Source organism: Acidobacterium sp. FHG110202_01 (assembly GCF_059115305.1).
This window is the reverse complement of record NZ_JBZYWJ010000004.1, coordinates 495513-516344: the sequence shown is the minus strand read 5'-3', so window position 1 is coordinate 516344 and position 20832 is coordinate 495513. Positions and strand designations below refer to the sequence as shown.

Genomic DNA, 20832 nt, shown 5'->3' with positions numbered 1-20832 from the left:
AAGGGAATCTGCCGCATGATTCAAGTAAACCGAGAGGACGCAAGATACAAGACACTGCGCAAAAGCCGCAACCTGCGCTGGCCTGCTTCAGAGTCTGAGTTCGCAGGACAGATTGTGCTCTGTGAAAGCGAAGATGAGGTTGCAGAGGCTCTACAGCGCATTGTGGATGCCGGCATGCGTCCTACAGTGCGGAGCGGTGGCCACTGCTATGAAGACTTCGTTGTCAATAATCCGAATGGCGCCATCATCGATCTGAGCCTCCTGAAGACGCCTCACCTGCCGAATGAAACTCATCCTTACAAGATTTCAGCAGGGATGCAGCTGGGCGAGGTATATCTCGATCTTTACAAGCGCCATGGAGTTACCATTCCTGCCGGTAGCTGTTATACGGTCGGCGCTGGCGGCCACATCAGCGGAGGCGGCTACGGAGTGCTGTCCCGCTTGTTCGGGCTCACCGTCGACTGGGTTTCAGCGATGAATATTCTCACCGTCGATGGAAAAGGGAAAGTCGTCAAACGGAAAATCGACAAGCATACCGATGCCGATCTTTTCCGTGCATGCCGCGGCGGCGGATGCGGGACGCTCGGAATCATAACGAGCTTTTTCTTTGAGAAGCTGCCTCCCGCTCCGACCGAAGTTGTATCCGCAGGCGTTTCTTTCGACTGGAAGGATATGACGGAAAGTAAATTCATCTCCATCCTGCAGACATACGGAAACTTCTGGGAGACGCGCGGGAAAGAGCCGGACACATGGGGCATGTTTGCTCTGATGGGCCTGACACATTCATCAGCGGGTCGATTTGGAATAGGGATGGAGTTTTGTAATCCTGACGGAACATGCCGCGATTTATCGGTTGTGAAAGAGTTCCTGGATTTGTTTCAGCCCTTCAATCCGCAAACCGGCGCCGGCGATTGGCATGGAGACAGAAGAACCGGCCGCGGTGTTTCCACTTCGCAGGAATATGCAGGCACTCATCCTGTGAGCAGGCATGAATGGCTGGTAGCAACGGTTCGTCCTGAAGGTGGCGGAGAAGGGCGCGCAAAGTATAAGTCCTGCTACATGAAGCGGAATTTCACTGCCGAAGAAGCAAGACGCATTTATAAGCATCTAACCCAAGACGCTGAAGGAGTAGACCTGAGAGGGTTTAATCTTGCGGTCGATTCTTATGGAGGCGCTACGAACAAGCAGGAAATTGGCAATGAAACTTCTATCTGGCAGCGCTCATCGATCATGAAGCTGCAGTACCAGTTTTACTGGTCAGATGCCGCCGATGATAAAGCCAACCTGAAATGGTTTGACGAGCTTTACAGCGATGTTTACTCAACTACGAATGTAGATTCGCGCTATACTTCTACTCCTTATCCGGGCGATTACTATGAAGGATGCTATATCAACTATCCCGATGCCGATATGTTGAGGTACTCATTCTGGCCACAGTTGTACTTTGGAGAAAGAGGTCTCTATCCATTTCTCCAGGAAGTAAAGCGTAAGTACGATCCCAATAATATCTTCCATCATTCCATGTCGATTCGCGCATAGTTGTACCGGGAGAAGAGCCATGCAGTTCAGCCGTCGAAGATTTCTTCAGAACGCAGGGCGACTTTCCGCGGCCCGGCTGGCTGCAGCTGTGTTGCCCGGTTTTTCAGAAACTGCGAATTCCATTCATTCGAAGTTCGCCTATGTCGGTGCGCGGCGCGGAATCCATGCATTTGCGCTGGATGGCTTGAACTGGAATCCGGTGCAGTTTGTCGAAAGCGCTGCTCCGGTCAGCCTGTGCCTTCATCCGCTGCAGCATGTGATCTATGCAGCCAATGGCATCGACAATGATCAGGGCCTTCCCTGTGGGACGATCGAGGCCTTCGCGATTGATTCGCGCAGCGGCAGGCTCTCCTTATTGCGCAGGCAGAGACTTTCTCTCTCTGGCATTCATCCGCGACATCTCGCGGTTTCTCCCGATGGCGCTTACCTGGCAGTAGCCACTCGCAGTGGGACCTACAATCTTATTTCACTCGACAAAGATGGAGTGCCTGAAGGAGTAAGTGCCATCTTCAAAGAGGCTGGATGCGGGCCACATCCATTGCAGCAGTCTGCCGCTCCTCGCTATGTAAGCTTCGATAGCCGCGGGCGACTGGTGGCGACTGACCGCGGATGCGATCGGGTATCTGTTTTTTCAGCAAGACGTGGTGCGCTGGTCCGCGAGCAGAGATTGGATGCAGCTATTGGCAGCGGACCTGCTTCGATGGCTATGAGCTCACGAACCGGCACACTCTATCTTGTTCATGAGCTGGATGGCTCTGTAACAACGCATAATTATGCCGAGTCTGAAGGGAAGCTGGGCGGCAAAACCCGGAGCTATCCCATTCACAATGACCAAATAACCGCAGGCCATTCAGCCATTGCGTTGCATCCTTCAGAAAGGTTCCTCTATGTATCTTTTTTGCAGGATAGAGGCAGGCATACAACCAGCGTATTCGAAGTATCAGGCAGTGATGGCAGCCTGACCCCGCAGCAAATGCTGGACAACATATCCATGCACGCTGTTGCCATCGACAAAGGCGGCGAAGTGCTTTTTGCCGCAGACCGGGCAGCGAATCGAGTTCTCTGTGCGGCGATTGAACCTGAAAATGGAACACTGAAGCAGCTCTCTCCTTGCGTCAGTGTGGACAGCCCTGTCTGTCTCGCGCTGAAGAATGCATGATCAGACCTGCAATACTTGATGAGGTATAGTTAGTCGAATCGTTACCATGTGATTTAACTTAGTTTCGAGAGACTGCAGATCGACTGACTCCTCATTCAAGGTTGCTTGGGTTCTATGAGTAAAAAAAAGACCAGCGGCAGCAACGGTTCGGAGCCTGTAACTCTAAAGGTCCTGGCAGCGTATCTGAAGCTTGATCCCGCAACTGTTTCTGTCGTGCTGAATAATGTTCCGGGCCGGTCGATTCCGGAGGCAACGCGCGAGCGCATACGGGCAGCCGCGAAAAAGTTCAACTATCAGCCAAGCTTCGTAGCGCGATCTCTGCGCAATCGCCGCACCATGACCATCGGCATCCTTGTTCCTGTTCTGGCGGATGGCTATCACACTGAGGTGATGAGCGGTATCGGCGATGAGCTGCTGGAAGAGAATTACTTCTATTTCATCGCGCACCACAGGCATCGCACCGATCTCATCGAGCAGTATCCGCATCTGCTGGTAGGCCGCGGGGCCGAGGGGATCATCACCATTGATACGCACCTGAACCATAAGCTCACTGTGCCTGTCGTGGCCGTTGCCGGGCATCGCAAAATCAGCGGCGTGACCAATATTGTGCTCGACCACAACACTGCCGCAGAGCTCACATTGCGGCACCTCTACGATCAGGGGCATCGCTCGATCGCGTTTATGCGCGGGCAGCCCTACAGTTCTGACTCGGAAGTGCGCTGGCAGGGGATCGTCAAGGTGGCTCGAGAACTAGGTCTCTCGATCCGCAGCGAATTGACCATACAACTGACGAAAGATCTGACTTCGCCCGAGTTGGGATATCCGGTAGTTCAGCAGTTGCTGGCGCATCATCGCCGTTTTACAGCCATTGTCGGCTTCAACGACATGGCGGCCATTGGGGCGATCCGCGCGCTGCATGATGCGCAGCTTCGCGTGCCGGAAGACATTTCTGTAATTGGCTTCGACGATATTCCTCAGGCAGCATTCCAGACGCCGAGCCTTACTACGATCCGGCAGCCTCTGCATGAGATGGGAAAACTCTCGGCGCAACTGCTGCTGCAGCGCCTGGCCTCGAGCGATGCCATACCGCCGGAAGTCGCGGTGAAGCCGCAGCTCATCGTTCGTGAATCCACCGGCCCTGCGCGCGATCTCGCAATCCGGAAGCATTCCAATAACAAGCGGCGGCCTACCAGGCAAGCGTCGTAATCGAGTCCGGCGGAAGCGTAAGCGAGAGCGACTGCTCTTGCAGCGCGCACTGCACTGTCTGTTCGCGGCCGGTATTCGTGAGCACTAGAACGCGGCTCCCATCCGGGTTCTCAACGGCAACATGATGGATGTCCTGCAAGTCTCCGGATGATGCAAAGACACGAGCGCCGCGCTGCATCAATTTGTAGTGAGCGAAGGCCCAGTATTGCCCACTGCGCGTAATCTCATGCGTCTTTGAGTTGAGAGTAACGACGCCTCCGCAAGTGAAGGGCCCGATATCCGGCTTGCCGTTTTCATCAAGCACGAGGTTCCAGCTCGTAATGCAGCGCGCCCAGTTACGCAGAATTCCAGTAAATGTCTTCGACCACTTGGCCCAGTCCGTAGCGTAGTCGGGAGCAGTGTAGTCGGGGCCGCCTTCGGTCCAGTAGGCGTGTTTTTCCGGAAACATATCGTGCACGCGCGTCATCGCCGCGGGCGGACCGAAATATCCGTGCCAGGCCACGCCATCGACCGCCTTATAGACATCCGGATCGCTGAACTCATCCACCACGCGCCCCCAGAGCGAGTAGTTATGGTCGAGAATCCATATCTTTGTATCGAGCGAGGCCTGTCGCAATGCAGGCGCCAGGTGCTCCTTGACGAATTCGATCTCATATTCCTGTCCCCAGAGGGCCTGCGGCATGCGGCCATCCTGATCGGTGTCCACTTCGTTCTGCACGGTTACGGCCTTGATGTTCACGCCGTCGGCGGCATAGCCCTGCAGGAACTTCACAAAGTATTGCGCATAGGCGTTGAAGTAATGCTTGCGCATCGAGCCGCCCAGCAATGAGCCTCCCGTCTTCATCCAGCCCGGAGGGCTCCACGGAGAAGAGAAGTAAAACAGCTCAGGATTGACCTGCTGTGCCTGTTTTAACAACGGGAGAATGTACTTGCGGTCGTGGTCAATGCTGAAGTGTTTGAGCTCGGGATCAGGCTCCTGCGTGTCGTCGTAGCTGTAGGCGTTCAGGGAGTAGTCGCTCGATCCGATCGTGGTGCGCGCGACAGAAAGGCGAAGTCCGGATGCGCCGAAGCACTCCTCGAGAATCACCTTGCGCTGTTTCTCATCCAGCTGCTCCAGCAGATAGCAGGAAGCATCAGTAAGCGCGGCCCCGAAGCCGAGCAGCTGCTGGAACTTCTGGTCGGGATTGAGGCGGATGCTCATGGGTGATGTAGCCGCCGATGCGTGCCATTCCGGAGGGTGGATCGTTTGCCAGCGCTGTTGACCCGTAGTGCGCCAGGCTTTTATAGGCCCAGTAACAGGCTCGGCGAAAGCTCTGCGTATGAACGGGGGACAGGCAGTAGATGCGGCGGTCAGGGCAGAGAGCTTGAGGAAGGTGCGGCGATTCTTGTTTTCCATAGGTTGACCTGCGGTTTCGCCTTCTCACTATAAGACAAAGGTTTGTCTAGATAAAAACAAAAAATAATTTTCCTTGACAACCGTATTTCTGAATTGTTCTGATTTCGACGGTCTTCAAGCGTGGCCGTTGGTGTGTATAGAAAACAAACGCTTGTCTTTAACCAAGCCCAGCTACTGTGTGGAGAAGCTATAGATAGCGACCGAGCGCAGAAAGAAATAGATGCTGGTTTTTTCAGGGGGCACTATGTGGAAGAGCATTTTAAGAGGCGTTGCCATTGCCGGAGCATTTTCTGCAATTACCTGCTTCGCCCAGAACACAAATTCCGGTGATATTCGCGGCGTCGTCACGGACGCTTCAGGCGCTGTCATTCCGGGCGCGACCGTGAAGGTCGAGGACGTCGACAAGGGAATATCTCACATCTACACAACCGACGGAGCCGGCCTTTACGATACCGGCTCCATTGTTCCGGACAACTACCTGATTACGATCACGGCGCCGGGTTTCCAGAGCTATGTCCGGGGCCCGATCACGCTGCACGTAGAGACCGTCACGATCAACGCGGCACTGTCTGTCGGCGCCGCTACGCAGGAAGTCGTTGTTAAGACCGATGTGCCTCTGTTGAAGACGGAAACCGGAGCACAAACGACCACGCTTGAATCGACGCAAATGCTTCAGTTACCGCAGGTTGGAGCCAACTGGGAGAACTTCGTCCAGTTGCTGCCGGGCGCATCGAGCGTGAATCCTAATGGCAGGACAGGTCAGGCGGCGTCGGTCAACGGCAACCTGCCCTATAGCACAGTGCTGGCGGACGGCGCGACCACTACTCTGCCGATGAGCCAGAACGCCGATGTGATGGTGCTGGAGACGGTCGCTGAATTGAAGGTCGATACGTCGGCGTTCTCCGCGCAATACGGCATCGGCGGGGTAACCTACAACCAGATCAGCAAGGGCGGCACGAACCAGTTCCATGGCGCGGCGTATGAGTATTTCCAGAACAATGCATTGAATGCTGCTGACTATGCCTTCGGCGCGAAGAGCACGGTTGGGCTCGTCCGCTACAACAATTTTGGCTTTTCGGTTGGCGGCCCGATCATCAAGGACAAACTGTTCTTCTACTTCAACTACGACAAGATAATCAATCCCGGAAGCGCCTCGACAGGTTTTGAAAATGTGCCGACGCCGGCGATGCTCAGTGGTGACTTCACGGGCTTTCCCACGATCTACGATCCAACGACGCAGACGGTTGATGCAAGCGGGGCTGTACATCGCAGGTCTTTCATAGACGAGTATGGAAACGGCAACAAGATTCCTGCGAACATGATTGATCCGGTTGCGGCCGCAATTTCGAAATACTATCCGGCGCCGAATACGGGCTCAGGCATCAGCAACAACTTCTTTTACAACGTGCCCAGTTCCAACCCATTTACGAAGTTTTTCGGACGGATCGACTATCAGCTCAATCCGAACAATCACTTCATCATTTCTGAAACAGAAAGCGACAACCCGGCGTCGTATCACAACCAGGGAATCTGCCCGGTCAATTGTCAGAATGGCGATGTGAGCCGCGACAATGCCCAGGTCTCCTGGGTATGGACTATCAGCCCGAATACGATCAATGAAGCTCGCATGGGTTTCACGGACCAGATGAACTTCTTTACGCCGTTCTCGATTAATCAGGGCTTCCCCTCCCAGTTGGGCTGGAAGTTCTCCAAGGCAGATACATTCCCCGATATCCAGATTTCAGGCAACGGCAATATGTACGAACTGGCCCCGCAATCGAATGCGGTTTATAAGGAATTTGTTTTTGATCCTTCGGATGTAGTTACGCTGATCCGTGGGCGGCACGTGCTGCATTTCGGAGGCGAGTTCCTGATCAATCGCGCGGACTCCACCGCATGGGGCAATCTCAATGCTGGCACGATGGCCTATACCGGCGTCTATACAAACTCCACCAATGGAGATACGGCAACCGGAATGGGCTTTGCAGATTTCCTGCTTGGTTATACGCAGAAGTGGAGCGCAAATGTGACTCCGGAGTGGGGCGGGCGACTGAAGAGTCCGCAGTTCTTTGTTCAGGACGACATCAAGCTGCGCCCGAATCTGACACTGAATGTGGGCCTGCGCTGGCAGGGTATGACCGGCTGGCATGAAGTGAAGGGCAACATGGCCTCCTTCGATCCGACAGTAACGAATCCCGCAGACGGTTCGCTGGGCGCCATGTGGTACGGCACGACGAAAGCAAACGGGCGTGACAGTCTGCAGGCGCCGAACTGGAGCACATGGCTGCCTCGCGTGGGATTCTCTTACGGCTTTAAGCCCAAGACGGTCATTCGCGGCGGTATCGGATTGTATGGCTACAGCTGGAGCGATGATACTTATGGTCCGGGCATGGGCGGCGCCTTCGGATCCAGCGGCAGTCTTTCGGACAACACGAACGGTGTGAATCCGGTCGTGCTTCTCTCCTCTGACGGAAATACGAATTATCAGGGGCCAGGAGGGCTGAGCGTGAATCAGGCTTACGTCACTTCCCCAACAACTCCGGACGCCAAGAACGGTACGAACCCTTCGTATCAGGCATACCACACGCCGGTGCCAAGGATACTTCAATGGAACGTTGAAGTGCAGCAAGAGTTGAATGCCAACACGATTGTGACTCTGGCCTATGTCGCTAGCCACGGTTACAACCTTCTCTTCCCGGTGGACATCAACCAGGTGCCGGAAGCCAACCTGGGGCCGAATGATGCCTCCCTGCGGCCGTACCCCTTGTTCCAGTCAATCGACAGTGGTAGTGGTAATACTGGGTCGGGTGGAACCAATAAGGGCGTCTCCAATTACAACTCGTTGCAAGCCACAGTCCAGCAGCGTCTCTCAAGAGGTCTCGATTTTCAGGCGAGCTATGTGTGGTCACACATGCTGGATACCATCGACTCCTCCGGATGGGGCAGCAGTTCAGGGAATGACTATTACCAGAGATCCTACGATCCGAGTGCGAACTATGGCGCGTCGAACTTTGATGTTCGCAATGCCTTCAAGACTGCTGTGCTCTACGATCTGCCAGTGGGTAAAGGCCGCCAATTCCTGAATAAGAGCTCGCTCCTGGATACGCTAATTGGCGGATGGCAGGTTGCGCCAACCATCGTATGGACCTCCGGTAGTCCGTATACCCTGACCATGAGCACTGACAATTCTTTCTCGCAATCAAATAATAGCCAGCAGTATCCAAACCAGGTTGGAAGTCCCCTCCTGTCCCACAGGGATCTCCAGCACTGGTTCAATACTGCCGCTTTCACGCAGCCGGCTCCTGCTACATTCGGCAACACGCAAAGAAATAACCTGTACGGCCCGAACTTCCTCCTGATCAATGGCGCACTTGGCAAGACGTTCCATCTTCCCTGGGAGAACATGGGCATTGAGATTCGGGCATCCGCAAACAACGTCATCAATCATCCCAGCTTCTCCCCGCCGAATGCGGTTATCAATGGTGGAACGGAAGGCCAGATCAACAGCCTCACCGTCAAAGGCCGTACCATGCAACTTTACGGGCGAATCTTCTTCTAGCTTTGCCTGCTGCAACCGAAAGGACGGCGCAACCACGCCGTCCTTTTTCTTGTGAACCCCCGGTATGATGTGAGTGTTATGTCCGCCAAAGCTGTGTTGTTTACCTTGATTTTTCTGGCGCCGTCTGTCCCTTCTGCTCTTTGTCAGACAGCGGCGAGCCGGCAAGACCAGATCAACCAGCACTCGCAGATGGCGCAGCAGTATTTGAGGCAGCAGCGTCCCGATCTCGCGATCCCCGAGCTGCAGGCGCTGGTTGAGCTTGAGCCCGAAAATGTCGATGCCCAGGCGAATCTTGGCGTGCTGCTTTTTTTTCGCGGTGATGCTGCCGGAGCTGTCCCGCATCTGCGCACTGCGGTCAAACTGCAGCCCGGCCTCTGGAAGATTCAGGGGTTGCTCGGCCTTGCCGAAACACGATTGAAGGATTTGAGCGCCAGCCGCGCCGATCTTGAAGCGGCTTTTCCTCATCTTGAAGAAGAGAAGTTCAAGATCGAAGTAGGCAAGATTCTTATCGATAACTACACTGCAACTGGCGATCTCGAAAAGGCGGCGGCAACCGTATCCGCTTTGCTGGCTTCGCAGCCGACGGATACAACTCTGCTTTATGACGGATATCGCATCTATTCCGATCTTGCAGGCAAGGCCATGATCACCATGGCGCTGGCTGCGCCGCACAGCGCGCAGATGCACCAGATCATGGCGCGTGAGCTGGCGCGTCATGGCGATGAAGCTGCGGCAATTGCCAACTATCGTGAAGCGATCAAGATTGATTCCACACTTCCTGGAATCCATTACGAGCTTGGGGATTTGCTCAACAGCTCTCAGGAAGAAGACCAGCGCAATGCAGCCGAGGGAGAATTCAAAGCGGCACTCGCGCAAAATCCGAATGATGAAAAATCTGAATTGATGCTGGGTGAGATCGCCGCGAAGCGCGGAGACACGAAGTCAGCGTATCAGCACGAGTCGCGCGCAGTGGAACTGCAGCCCAATGATGGAGACGCGCGCACGGAGTTCGCGAAAACACTGCTCCTGATGGATGACCGCGATAAGGCGCAGCAGCAGCTTGAACGCGCAGTCGAGATTGATCCGTCAGACTATGTTGCTCACTATCGCCTGAGCACGATCTATCGCCAGCAGGGAAAAACGGAAGCGGCGAAGAAAGAGCTGGATGACTACAGAAAGTACAAGGACATGAAAGAGAAGCTGCGGGGCATCTTTCATGACATGCGCGTCAACACAGGTGAGAAGCAGCCTGAGGACGCTGATCTTCCGAAGTAGAAACTTGTCTCGTCAGGACAGGTACTCTTTCAGAAATGGATCGTCTGAGTGCACGAGGTCGTGTGTTGAGCCATCGAAGGCGAGCCGTCCTTCATTCAGGACCAGGAAGCTGGTCTGCGGATCAGATTGTCCTTCCGGCAGAGGTTCCATCTCGTTGGTTTCCTGATTGAAGCGGTGTGAAGCCAGCAGGAAGGCGTCCTGCAGGCGGTGTGTCACCAGCAGGGAACTGGTGCGGTAGACATCGCGCTGCTTGACCACCAGCTGAATAATGGTGGTTGAGGTAATGGGATCAAGGCCGCCTGTTGGCGAATCGTAGAGCAGAAGATCAGGCTGGCTCACGATGGCGCGCGCAATGGCGACGCGTCGCCGCATGCCTCCGGAGAGCTCGGAAGGGAATTTAGCCAGCGTGTGCTCGAGCTCGACGAATCGCAACGCTTCGGTTACACGGCGCGTGATTTCGTCATCAGGCACCTGCTCTTCCATAAGCCGGTAGGCGACGTTGTCACGCACGGTGAGCGAATCGAAGAGCGCGCTTTCCTGGAAGACGATCCCGATGCGTGAGCGCAATGCGTACAAATCTTTTTCGCGCATGCTGCTGACTTCTTCGCCGAAGACGAAGATGCGGCCTTTATCAGGCTTGAAGAGGCCGTCTGCCAGTTTCAGAAGAACGCTTTTGCCCACGCCCGCGGGCCCGAGAAGAATACGCGTCTCGCCGGGTTTGACGATGAAGGAGATGTCCTTGAGCACTTCCTTGCCTTCAAAGCCAATGGAAACATTCTCAAAAATGATTACCGGCTCGTCCGGCGGGCGCTGTTCCATTGCAGGAGCAAGTGCGGCCTGGCTCATCTGTGCCTCATCTGCCAAAGATGCCGATCATGAACCGGCTGATGACAAAATCACAGGCAATGATAAGCACCGATGAGACAACCACTGCCTGGGTAGTCGAGCGGCCTACACCTTGCGTGCCGCCGCGGGTGGTCATGCCGTAATAGCATCCGATGGTAGCGATGATAAAGCCAAAGAAAATCGGTTTGATCAGCCCCTGAAGGATATCGGCATATCGCAGGGACTGGTATGTAGTGTGGAAGTACTGTGAACCATCCTGCCCAAGCATGAAGACCGAAACAGCTCCTCCGCCAAGAATACCGATCGCGTCGGAGATGATCGTCAGGAAAAAGAGCATGATGACGGTGGATACGATGCGCGGCATCACCAGTTTCTTGAGCGGATCGGTACCGAGAGCGCGCATGGCGTCAATCTGCTCGGTCACCATCATGGAGCCCAGCTCGCTGGCCATGCCCGAAGCATTGCGTCCGGAGACCATGAGGCTGGTCAGCACCGGCCCGAGCTCCTTGATCATCGAGAAGCTGACAAGCTGGCCGGTGACGGCTGCTGCTCCGAACTGCGCGAGCGTTGACGCGGACTGCAGCGCGAGCACGCCGCCGGTGAAAAATCCGGTAAGGATGACGATGGGAATCGAGCCCACGCCAATAATGTCTGCCTGCGTGACGAGATCCGCGCCATAGAAAGGGCGGCGGAAAAGATTGCCGAGAGCGCGGCCCGAAAGCAGTGCATATTGCTGGACTGCGCTGACGCCTTTCTTTGCAGCTCGATCCAGCGTGGCTAGTGGCATTGTTCCGTTCATTCGCTATGATCCGGCTTACAAAGTGAAGATTAACACAGCGTACAGCGCTCAGGGTGCAGCGTACAGGTTTGCAGGGGCCCAGTGAAAAGCAGGCTCTTCTTCTTCACTCCATTCAGAATCTGGATGGCAATTTTGGCAGCTGTACCTCCGTGCCCTGCACGCTGAGCGCTGTACGCTACTCCTTCACCCGTTTCCTGATCTCGATATTCAACCGCTTGATCTTCTGGTTGAGCGTGGAGAGCGGAATGCGGAATTGTTCGGCGGCATCTGTCTGGTTCCAGTTGCAGCGTTCCAGCTTGTCGATGATGATGCGCCGCTCCACGTCTTCGATGATGTCGAAGAGCGATGCGTTGGGATTGTGTTCCAGCAGGCTGGTGGAGTAATTGCGCCCCGTCAGGTGGCCGGGCAGCAGATCGGAGCCGATCGTCTGGCCTGAGGAGAGCACCACGCCGCGCTCGATGATGTTCTCCAACTCGCGCACATTTCCCGGCCAGTCGTAATCGATGAGCGCGCGTATGGCATCCGGAGAGAGCAAACGCAGCTGCAGGTTATTCTCGTCGGAGAAGCGCTTGAGGAAGTGTGTTGCCAGCAGTGGAATGTCTTCGCGGCGGCTTCGCAGCGGCGGCAGATCGATAGTGATGACGTTCAGCCGATAGTAAAGGTCTTCGCGGAACTTGCCTTCACGCACTGCCTGGCGCAGATCGACATTGGTGGCGGCGATGATGCGCACGTCCACCTGGATCTCCTGCACGCCGCCGAGCTGCATGAAGCGGCGGTCCTGCAGTACGCGCAGGATTTTGGCCTGGGTGTCGATGCCCATGGTGGCAATTTCATCGAGGAAGAGCGTGCCTCCATTCGCAACTTCAAAGAGGCCTTTCTTGGTTGCGATGGCTGAAGTGAAAGCGCCTTTCACGTGGCCGAAGAGCGTTGATTCAAGCAGCTCTGAGGGCATGGCACCAGTGTTGACGGCGACGAATGGCTTGTCGCGCCGCGGCGAGTTCGCGTGCAGCGCTTTCGCAATCAGCTCTTTGCCTGTTCCGCTCTCACCCTGAATCAGCACCGTGGAGCGGCTGGGCGCAACCTGCGCCACCAGATCGAAGATGCGCAGCATCGGCTCGCTCTTGCCGACGATGTTCTCGAAGTTATAGCGCTGCTTGAGAGCGCGTTTTAACTGGACGTTTTCTTCTTCAGCGCGATAGCGCGCAATGGCCGAGCGGATGTCGGCGAGAAGCTTTTCATTGTCCCAGGGCTTCTGGATGAAGTTCTGCGCTCCGGTGCGGATGGCTTCGACAACATTGTCGACTGTGCCGTACGCAGTGATCATGATGACCGGCAGCTCAGGATACTGCTGGCGGATGAGCGGCAGTATTTCGAGGCCGTTTTTACCAGGGAGCGCGAGATCGAGCAGAACCAGATCATAAGAAGCGCGGCCAAGGCGATCGAGTCCCGATTCTCCTTCCGGTGCGGTGTCGACAACATAGCCTTCCAGCGTCAACAACGTCTCCAGCGATTCGCGGATAGCAGCTTCATCATCGATGATCAGGATGCGGTGCGCAGGCTCTGTGTGAGATGAAGTGGTAGAGGCCGGTACTGCGAGGATGCCTTCAGACATGCGCATGTTTCCTTAACATGGGGAATTCAAGAAAGAACGTTGTGCCGGAACCAACCTGGCTTTCAACGTGGATTTTTCCGGCGTGCTCCTGGATGATGCCGTAGGTGACAGCAAGGCCCAGTCCGGTGCCGCGGCGCTGGCCCTGCCTGGGCGCAGTCTTCGTGGTGAAGAATGGATCGTAAATGCGCTGCAGATGCTCGGGCGCAATACCGGCGCCGCTGTCGGCGATCGAAACCGACACATGGCCGTTCATTTCTGTAGAAATGCGCAGCGTGCCGCCGTCGGTCATGGCGTCTTTCGCATTGAGAAACAGATTCAGGAACACCTGCTGCAGCTTGCCTGCATTGCCGAGAATCGGCGGCAGACCGGGATCAAGCGTAACCACGGCTTCGACCTGTGCTGTCTTGAATTGATGCTCAAGCAGCGTGAGAGTTTCGCGGATGATGGCATTCAGGTCGGTCTCGCGGAACTCCGTGCTGCTGGTGCGTGAGAAGTTGAGCAGGTTGTTGACAATCTCCGAAGCGCGGAAAGTCTGCGACGTGATCTTTTCCAGCAGCGGAGAAAGCCGCTCATCTCCACGCAGCTGTTTGGAGAGCATCTGCGTATAAGAGGAGATGACGGCCAGCGGCGTATTGACTTCGTGCGCGACGCCGGCAGCGAGCAGGCCGATGGACGAAAGTTTTTCTGACTGGCTCAGCTGCGCTTCGAGATCTGTGCGCTCGGTGATGTCATCGATCAGGATGATGCGCCCCACGGTTTCAAAGCTGCGCGAGACAAGCGGCGCAATGGCGATGTTTGCCGTGCGGGTTTCGCCTTCGCGCATCTCCAGCCGGAACTTATAGAGGTTGTGAACGCCCGGCTCGTCCTTGACGTGATGGAACTCCTCCATGAATGCAGCGGGGAAGACTTCTGAGAGATGCTTGCCCAGGGCCTCGCGACGGGGCAGCGCGCACAACACTTCCATCTGCGCATTCCAGCTCTCGATGTGCTCTTCGAGATCGACAGCCAGGATGCCGACGTTGATCGATTCGACGATGTTCTCGTTGAATTCCTTGAGGCGCTCGTACTCGGTGATTTTCTGCTCGAGGCTCTGATAAAGGCGGGCATTCTGGATGGCGATGCCGATGTAGCCGGCCAGCGATTCGAGCAGCTCCATGTCTTCGCTCGAAAGGAAATCGCCGTCCGTGGTGCGGCCCAGTCCGATCACGGCAATAGTGCGGTTCTGCAGGCGACAAGGCAGGTAGTAGTTCAGGTCGAGCAGCTCGGCCGTGCGGCGCTCGCTCTCGGTCAGATGCAGGGCCTGCTGCGGATTTTCTAGAAAGATGTGCGATCCCGCATCCGGCTGATCGAAGTCCAGGAAGCGGAAGTCGAGCTGTTCGCTGCCGTCGAGCGTTGACTGCGGGATTCCGTGACCTTCCGCGAGGCGGTACTGTCCGGGCTTCTCGGCAAGCAGAACGGCAACACGCGCTACCAGGAGCGTGTGCGGCAGGCCTTCGACAATCGAGCTGAGCAGGGCTTTCAGATCGGTCTGCGAGCTGAGGCCGCGTCCAAACTCGATCAGCGTGTCGCGGTAGTCATAGCGCTTGCGGTCAAAGACGCGGTCGACGCGCTCCTGAATGGCGCGCTTCAGAGGATCGAAGAGCTGCGCAGTGATGATGATGGCCGCAATCAGCCCCCAGACGCCGGCGCTGGGCAGGTTCGTGTGGACAATCTCCGCTGCAACCGCAACCACGGCGAAATAGAGGCCGACCAGAGTCGCCGTCGCCAGTGTGTAGGTAACGCCGCGCTTGAAGATGAGATCGGTGTCCATCAGCCGGTAGCGGATGATGGCCCAGCTGAAGGTCAGCGGCAGAAAGAGCAGCGAGATGGCCGCGATCTTGGTCAGCAGATCAGGAACTGTCCAGTCCGCCATGAAGGGAATGGCATAAAGCAGCGTGAAGGGGACAATCGCGACCACCGTGCCGCGCGTGAGCCACTTCAGCTGCTGGCGGCGCAGCGGCTGGTCTTCACGGTGATACTTGGCAAAAAAGACCGCGGCGGCCAGCACATAGTAGAACGCGAGATAGCCGGTGCCGAGCTGATCCAGCCGGTGCTGCAGAATCTCGGTTGCTGACCACTGTGTGATCGCAACCACCTGTAGTCCCACCAGCAGACACGCTGGCAGGTAGATGAGGGTCGTCAGCCAGCGCTGATTGCGGCGTCCTTCTGCGAAAGCCTGGGCAAAATGGAGAAAGAGCGCAGGCTGCAGGGCAATGGCGCAAATATTGCTCCAGTTGACGATCTCGTCGAATGTGTTGAGCTTGCCGGTGTACTTGAATGCATACAGGACGAACGACGCGAGGCAGAAGATGTAGAAGTGCATCGCGTGCGGCGCTGTCCAGCGGCGGAAAAGCACGTAGAAACCGATGCCCAGATAAACCAGCGCAATCAGGCGGAATCCCTGATTGATGCTGCGATCCTTTACGTTCAGATAGACCTGGACATTGGAAAGCTTTACGCCTGAGCGTTCAATCGTGTAATTGATCGTGCCGAACGGCCCGGTGAGGAACATTTCCCTCGCCAGCGAAGCGGAACGTGGCAGAGGCTTATCGTTGGCGAGAATGAGAATATCGCCGGTTTTGATTCCGGCCCGCTCTCCTGGACTGTCCTTGAAGACGTGTTTGGCTTCCAGTCCACCCTGGGTTTCCACCCACCAGACTCCATCGGTGGGCAGAGTGTAATTATTTTCCTGGATGAAATTGAAGACCGCAAAGACGACAGCAGCAACCGTAAAGAAGGCCAGCAGAAGAACAGTAAGCCGGGTTTGGAGCGACCTTTCCATGCGATGCAATGCTTGTCTTCAAAAGAGACGGGTGCAACGTTACCAATGCAAACCGGTTGCCATTGAGTGAACGCCCCTGACGCTTCCTAGTATAACGTTGATTTTGGTAGAGATATTGAATTTAGCGAGGAATCAAAATCATTCGTAATCTGGAACTTAGCCCATAAAAACTGAACTTTTTCAGATGCGATCTATGAAAAATCATAGAATGCTCTAGCGCTGATTTTTACAAAGTATTTTTCCCACAGGGAATCCACAAGACAAATACAGGAAAAGAAGCATCTTTTCCTTGAGAATTTTTGTCCAACATAGAGTTAATATTTTGTTAATTTATCTTTGGGGCGGCTTCCAGCTCGCCACAGCAGATTCTTGAGTTGAGGCAGAAATGGCATTGGCAAGTTGGATGCTGCTGGCGGATGGGCCACAGCCTGAGGAAAAAGATATCTGGGTCGACGGCCACCGGATGCATTGCCTGGTAGCGGGAAATGGGCCGTCTCTCCTTCTCCTGCATGGGTTACTGGGCGCGGCGGAAGCCTGGCTCCCCAGCCTGTCCTGGCTCGGCGACGAGTCATCGGTCTATGCAATTGACACTCTCGGCATCGGGCGCTCTGAGCGTGTGCCTGGCCTGAATGCAGGCCTGGCCGCACAGGCCGACCGCCTGGTGAAATTCATGGATGAGGCCGAAATCGACCAGACTGACGTTGTAGGCACATCCCATGGCGGAGCGATTGCCATGATGCTGGCTGCGCGTCATCCGGAACGCGTGCGCAGCCTGGTGCTGCATGCTCCGGCAAATCCCTACTCAAACCTGGCCGATCCGCTGCTGCATTTCTATCGCTCACCGCTGGGGCAGTGGTTCGCTCAGTTTGTGCCCAATATGCCGGAGAAGCTACAGGAGTTCGCACTGGGCCGCATGTACGGCAACTGCCAGCTCATCCGCGATGAAGTGCGCGAGATGTATATGCGTTCGCTGCGCGTGCCCGGAACAGTCGACCATGTGCTCGACATCCTGAACCGCTGGTTCAACGATATGCGTGCTTTGGAGCGCGCTCTGCACGCGATCCGCAATGTGCCGACACTGCTGGTGTGGGGAACGTGCGACCGCGCCGTGAGCCTTACTTCCGGGCGCATGCTGCAGAAGGTTCTGACCCACGCTGAAATGGCCATGCTGCAGGGGGTAGGCCACCTGCCGTATGAAGAAGCGCCGGACGCCTTTGCCGAGGCGGTCAATGATTTCCTGCGCAAAGAGCGCGGCAGCAGCGTGCACAAAGGCCTGCAGCTCGTACGGTCTTAGTTGTGAAACAGGCGAGGGCTTTAGCCCTCACGATTGCACCAACGAATTCAGTGGGCTTCAACCCCTGAGGTTCTCAGTGCGTGTCGTCCGCCTTGCGGCTTGCCCAGAGAATTCCGACGATAAAGATAGTCACAAAGCTGGCGATAGCAAACAGAGCCAAGGTGCGTCTCCTTCAGAAGAAAAAACTGACGCAATCAGCATAGCAAGAGAAGCAATCCTCTGTCAGAAGCCTTCAGCTCAGGAATTGACGGAAAGCAGAATCCGCAGATCGCGGAGATTGTTGCCCGTTGGCCCGGTGACGATGGTGTCGCCCAGCGCAGTGAAAAGCGGGCAAGTGTCGAAGCGCGAAAGATTTCCTTCCGGATCGAAGCGGTACGCGCGCGCCCTGGAGATGGTCGTCGTGTCGGCAATCGCGCCCGCGGCAGGGCTGTTGCCGTCGATGCCGTCCGACCCGGCGCTCAGCACAACCATGGGCTGGCCTTCATGCTTCACCAGCTCAAAAGCGGCTGCCAGCGCAAACTGCTGATTGCGCCCGCCGCACCCCGGTTCCGGACTCAGCTCAACCGTGACTTCGCCGCTCGAAAGCAGGCAGAGGCGTGGATGCTCCGCGCGCAGTTCATGAAAGCGCTTGAGGAGGTAACGCGAAGCATCGGCATAATCCCAGTCGTCGCAGGTGTTGTCGATAAATACTCGGAAGCCAAGTTCCTGGGCGCAGTCCCGCGCCGCATTGACGAAATCATGGTTGGAGAGCAGCGTATCGAACTGCGTGTGCTGGAATGCCTCATCGGCCGTGGCGCTGCGGATTTCTGCAGCTACCTCAGGCGGAAGCGATTCAAAGTACTCCCGCACTGCTGACGGAAATTTTTCGAGCAGATGATATTTCGCAAGGACCTCGCGGCAGCGCTCCGGTGTGGACTGGTCCGGAAGAGTGGGCGATGACGCAACCGAGCCCAGGTCCTTCAGAGGAACATCGGCCAGAAGCAGCGACAGCTTCTCTGCTTCAGGAGCAGCAAGCGCCAGACGCCCGCCTTTGACCGCGGAAAAATATTTGCGGACGGTGTTGATCTCGGTAATCGTAGCGCCGGAGGCAACCAGCGTTTCGTGAAAGGCGATGGTGTCTTCGAGCGAGATGTTGCGGTCGCGCGGCATCTCGAACATCGCCGAGCCTCCGCCGCTGATGAGGAAGAAGACAAATGTATCCTTGCGCGCGCGCTTGAGCAGCTTGAGTGCTGTTTCGGCTGCCGCGAATGAGTCTTTGTTCGGCAGCGGATGTCCGCCGGTAAAGTAGCGGATGCGCCAGTTGCGCTTCTTCGGCATCTCAGGAGCAGAGCAGACCCCTCGCAGCTGGATCTTCTTTGGCAGCCGTTCGAGCAGGGCGTCGAGCATCGTCAATGCTGCCTTGCCGAAAGAGATGACGAAGACCTTCTTGTATTTGTCGAGAGGGATCGATACAGGTTCGACTACAGTGGATGGATGACGGACGAGCGTTGTTCCATCAAAATGCAGGTGCCGGTCAAATGCCTTGCCGACATCGCAGGCATCCAGTGCGTGGCGAAAAATGTTTTCTGCTGCGGAATGGAGGTCGTCGAGCGTGGTACCTGTTTCTAGGCTCATGAGACTTTGGGGGGAACAAAGTGTGCCTGCACCCAATTGCGGATGGCGGCCTGCACCTCGTCCAGTTTACCCACGAAGAAGTGTTCTGCGCCGTCCACCCAGACAATTTCTGCCGGCTGCGCAGCAGACTGGAAGACAGTCTCAAGCTGCGCCTGCGGGCCGTACTGGTCGCGAGTGCCGCTGATAAAGAGCTTCGGCTGCGTGCAGGAACCGAGAAAGCTGTAACGATAGTCGCGTCCTTCAGCGTGCGTGGGAAGCCCAAGGGCGATCAGGCCCTTCACCCGCTCATCGCCGCAGCAGGCGCGCAGACCCATGGCAGCGCCGAAAGAAAATCCTGCAAACAGAACCGGCAGATTGAATTCACGTTTCAGCCAGTCGAGCGCGGCGCGGATATCGTCCTGCTCGCCATGTCCATTATCATGCGCGCCTTCGCTCAATCCTGTTCCGCGAAAATTGAAGCGCAGCACCGGCAATCCGAGGGACTGCAGCGCCTTCATCGCGTGATACACAACCTTGTTGTGCATCGTGCCGCCGCCCAGCGGATGGGGGTGGCAAACCAGCGCAGCATACGGAGCATTCGCTGCGCCGGCGTTGAGTAAAGCTTCCAATTTGCCGGCAGGGCCGCTCAAATCATCAATGGTCCGCAGCGCAGCGGCGCCGGGGTGAATCGTTGTCATCGTCTCTCATTGTATGCTTCAGACAGGATGACATTTGACCCTGTACAGCTGACGAGACGGCTGATCGATATCGAGTCGATCACATTTAATGAAGGCGCGGTTGGTGCATTCCTCGCCGATTTTCTTCAGGAGCGGGATTTTGCTGTCGAGCGCATGCCTGTCGAAGAGAATGGCGCGCGCTTTAACGTGTATGCGGGCAAAAATGGGCAGATGCCGGACGTCGTGCTCTCGACCCACATGGACACGGTGCCGCCTTTCATCACAAGCAGCGAAGACGAAGAGTTCATTTATGGGCGCGGCGCATGCGACGCCAAGGGAATCATCGCGGCCCAGATTGCGGCCGCCGAGCGGCTGCGCGACTCTGGCGTAAAAGTCGGCATGCTGTTTGTCGTAGGCGAAGAGCGCGATTCCTATGGCGCAAAGGTGGCGAACGAGCAGCCGAAGGGCAGCCGTTTTCTCATCAATGGCGAGCCCACGGATAATCGCCTCGCGCTTGCGTCCAAGGGAACACTGCGCGCAGTTGTGAAAGCGAAAGGGAAGATGGCGCACTCGGCGTATCCTGAACTGGGCGAGAGCGCGATTCACAAGCTTATCGAGGCACTGGACCGTATCCTCGAAATCAAGCTGCCGGTCACGGAAGGCGTTGGCCCCAGTACGATGAACATCGGCCTGATCGAAGGCGGCCGCGCGCCGAACGTCATCGCAGACCATGCAGAGGCTCAGGTCATGGTGCGGCTGGTTGGACCATCCGATGAGACGCGAAAAGCAATTCTCGATGCGGCAGCCGACCTTGTCGATGTCGACTTCGTATTGGAGATTCCCTTCATGCGCCTGCGCTCGCTCGATGGCTTGCCGACCATGGTCGCCGCTTTCACTACCGATATTCCCGCGCTGACCAACTGGGGCGAGCCATTGCTGCTCGGGCCGGGTTCCATTCATGTGGCGCACACGCCGCATGAAAAGCTTGCGAAGCGCGAGCTCTTCGAAGCCGTGGACTTGTATACGGAAGTCGCAAAACGCCTCGTCAGCTAAAGC

The 20832-nt window shown here is 56.2% G+C and carries 14 protein-coding genes; 7 read left to right on the top strand and 7 right to left on the bottom strand.

What is annotated here, in order from left to right; translation table 11 throughout:
- Window positions 1-15: 15 nt before the first annotated feature.
- From AC5S16_RS11190 to AC5S16_RS11180, 3 genes are all read left to right on the top strand, one after another.
- The gene (locus AC5S16_RS11190) at window positions 16-1539 is read left to right on the top strand and encodes an FAD-binding oxidoreductase (protein ID WP_493930144.1); all 1524 of its coding nucleotides are present in this window, start codon (window positions 16-18) and stop codon (window positions 1537-1539) included.
- A 19-nt stretch (window positions 1540-1558) separates the two neighbouring features.
- Window positions 1559-2698: a lactonase family protein gene (locus AC5S16_RS11185; RefSeq protein ID WP_493930143.1), complete on the top strand. Its 1140-nt coding sequence runs from the start codon at window positions 1559-1561 to the stop codon at window positions 2696-2698.
- Window positions 2699-2812: 114 nt separating this feature from the next.
- Entirely contained in the window at window positions 2813-3904 is a 1092-nt protein-coding gene (locus AC5S16_RS11180) for a LacI family DNA-binding transcriptional regulator (RefSeq protein ID WP_493930142.1), read from the top strand.
- Here the strand turns inward: AC5S16_RS11180 and AC5S16_RS11175 are convergent.
- Window positions 3885-5300, bottom strand: a complete 1416-nt coding sequence (locus tag AC5S16_RS11175; protein ID WP_493930141.1) for a glycoside hydrolase family 30 protein — start codon at window positions 5298-5300, stop codon at window positions 3885-3887. The two genes, AC5S16_RS11180 and AC5S16_RS11175, sit on opposite strands and share 20 nt — an antisense overlap.
- A gap of 244 nt (window positions 5301-5544) precedes the next feature.
- Here AC5S16_RS11175 and AC5S16_RS11170 point away from each other — a divergent pair, with 244 nt between their 5' ends.
- Together AC5S16_RS11170 and AC5S16_RS11165 are read left to right on the top strand one after the other, a co-directional pair.
- On the top strand, window positions 5545-8859 hold the full coding sequence (locus AC5S16_RS11170; protein WP_493930140.1) for a TonB-dependent receptor: 3315 nt from the start codon (window positions 5545-5547) through the stop codon (window positions 8857-8859).
- Window positions 8860-8937: 78 nt separating this feature from the next.
- A complete protein-coding gene (locus AC5S16_RS11165; RefSeq protein WP_493930139.1) occupies window positions 8938-10134 on the top strand; it encodes a tetratricopeptide repeat protein in 1197 nt (398 codons plus the stop codon).
- Between the two features lie 12 nt (window positions 10135-10146).
- On the opposite strand, the gene AC5S16_RS11160 is transcribed toward AC5S16_RS11165, so the two are convergent.
- The 4 genes from AC5S16_RS11160 to AC5S16_RS11145 form a co-directional block, all read right to left on the bottom strand.
- Complete coding sequence (locus tag AC5S16_RS11160) at window positions 10147-10980, bottom strand: ABC transporter ATP-binding protein (RefSeq protein WP_493930138.1); 834 nt, start codon at window positions 10978-10980, stop codon at window positions 10147-10149.
- 7 nt (window positions 10981-10987) lie between these two features.
- On the bottom strand, window positions 10988-11767 hold the full coding sequence (locus AC5S16_RS11155) for an MlaE family ABC transporter permease (RefSeq protein WP_493930137.1): 780 nt from the start codon (window positions 11765-11767) through the stop codon (window positions 10988-10990).
- 187 nt (window positions 11768-11954) lie between these two features.
- A complete protein-coding gene (locus AC5S16_RS11150; protein WP_493930136.1) occupies window positions 11955-13391 on the bottom strand; it encodes a sigma-54-dependent transcriptional regulator in 1437 nt (478 codons plus the stop codon).
- Window positions 13384-16212 carry an ATP-binding protein gene (locus tag AC5S16_RS11145; RefSeq protein ID WP_493930135.1) on the bottom strand — a complete coding sequence of 943 codons (2829 nt, stop codon included), beginning with the start codon at window positions 16210-16212 and terminating at the stop codon, window positions 13384-13386. Before AC5S16_RS11145 ends, AC5S16_RS11150 begins: the two co-directional genes overlap by 8 nt.
- 385 nt (window positions 16213-16597) lie before the next feature.
- Here AC5S16_RS11145 and AC5S16_RS11140 point away from each other — a divergent pair, with 385 nt between their 5' ends.
- Window positions 16598-17506, top strand: coding sequence for an alpha/beta fold hydrolase (locus AC5S16_RS11140; protein WP_493930134.1), 909 nt, complete (start codon window positions 16598-16600; stop codon window positions 17504-17506).
- 237 nt (window positions 17507-17743) lie between these two features.
- Here AC5S16_RS11140 and AC5S16_RS11135 read toward each other — a convergent pair whose 3' ends face one another.
- On the bottom strand, window positions 17744-19120 hold the full coding sequence (locus AC5S16_RS11135) for a glycerate kinase type-2 family protein (RefSeq protein ID WP_493930133.1): 1377 nt from the start codon (window positions 19118-19120) through the stop codon (window positions 17744-17746).
- Window positions 19117-19797, bottom strand: coding sequence for an alpha/beta hydrolase (locus tag AC5S16_RS11130; protein WP_493930132.1), 681 nt, complete (start codon window positions 19795-19797; stop codon window positions 19117-19119). Before AC5S16_RS11130 ends, AC5S16_RS11135 begins: the two co-directional genes overlap by 4 nt.
- Window positions 19798-19824: 27 nt before the next feature.
- On the opposite strand from AC5S16_RS11130, the gene AC5S16_RS11125 reads away from it, so the two are divergent.
- Entirely contained in the window at window positions 19825-20829 is a 1005-nt protein-coding gene (locus tag AC5S16_RS11125; protein ID WP_493930131.1) for a M20/M25/M40 family metallo-hydrolase, read from the top strand.
- Window positions 20830-20832: the final 3 nt, after the last annotated feature.

Bases quoted from the DNA above. Each gene is read 5' to 3' on its own strand.
- AC5S16_RS11190 (WP_493930144.1), top strand. From the start codon at position 16: ATGATTCAAGTAAACCGAGAGGACGCAAGATACAAGACACTGCGCAAA.
- AC5S16_RS11185 (WP_493930143.1), top strand. From the start codon at position 1,559: ATGCAGTTCAGCCGTCGAAGATTTCTTCAGAACGCAGGGCGACTTTCC.
- AC5S16_RS11180 (WP_493930142.1), top strand. From the start codon at position 2,813: ATGAGTAAAAAAAAGACCAGCGGCAGCAACGGTTCGGAGCCTGTAACT.
- AC5S16_RS11175 (WP_493930141.1), bottom strand. From the start codon at position 5,300: ATGGAAAACAAGAATCGCCGCACCTTCCTCAAGCTCTCTGCCCTGACC.
- AC5S16_RS11170 (WP_493930140.1), top strand. From the start codon at position 5,545: ATGTGGAAGAGCATTTTAAGAGGCGTTGCCATTGCCGGAGCATTTTCT.
- AC5S16_RS11165 (WP_493930139.1), top strand. From the start codon at position 8,938: ATGTCCGCCAAAGCTGTGTTGTTTACCTTGATTTTTCTGGCGCCGTCT.
- AC5S16_RS11160 (WP_493930138.1), bottom strand. From the start codon at position 10,980: ATGAGCCAGGCCGCACTTGCTCCTGCAATGGAACAGCGCCCGCCGGAC.
- AC5S16_RS11155 (WP_493930137.1), bottom strand. From the start codon at position 11,767: ATGCCACTAGCCACGCTGGATCGAGCTGCAAAGAAAGGCGTCAGCGCA.
- AC5S16_RS11150 (WP_493930136.1), bottom strand. From the start codon at position 13,391: ATGTCTGAAGGCATCCTCGCAGTACCGGCCTCTACCACTTCATCTCAC.
- AC5S16_RS11145 (WP_493930135.1), bottom strand. From the start codon at position 16,212: ATGGAAAGGTCGCTCCAAACCCGGCTTACTGTTCTTCTGCTGGCCTTC.
- AC5S16_RS11140 (WP_493930134.1), top strand. From the start codon at position 16,598: ATGGCATTGGCAAGTTGGATGCTGCTGGCGGATGGGCCACAGCCTGAG.
- AC5S16_RS11135 (WP_493930133.1), bottom strand. From the start codon at position 19,120: ATGAGCCTAGAAACAGGTACCACGCTCGACGACCTCCATTCCGCAGCA.
- AC5S16_RS11130 (WP_493930132.1), bottom strand. From the start codon at position 19,797: ATGACAACGATTCACCCCGGCGCCGCTGCGCTGCGGACCATTGATGAT.
- AC5S16_RS11125 (WP_493930131.1), top strand. From the start codon at position 19,825: ATGACATTTGACCCTGTACAGCTGACGAGACGGCTGATCGATATCGAG.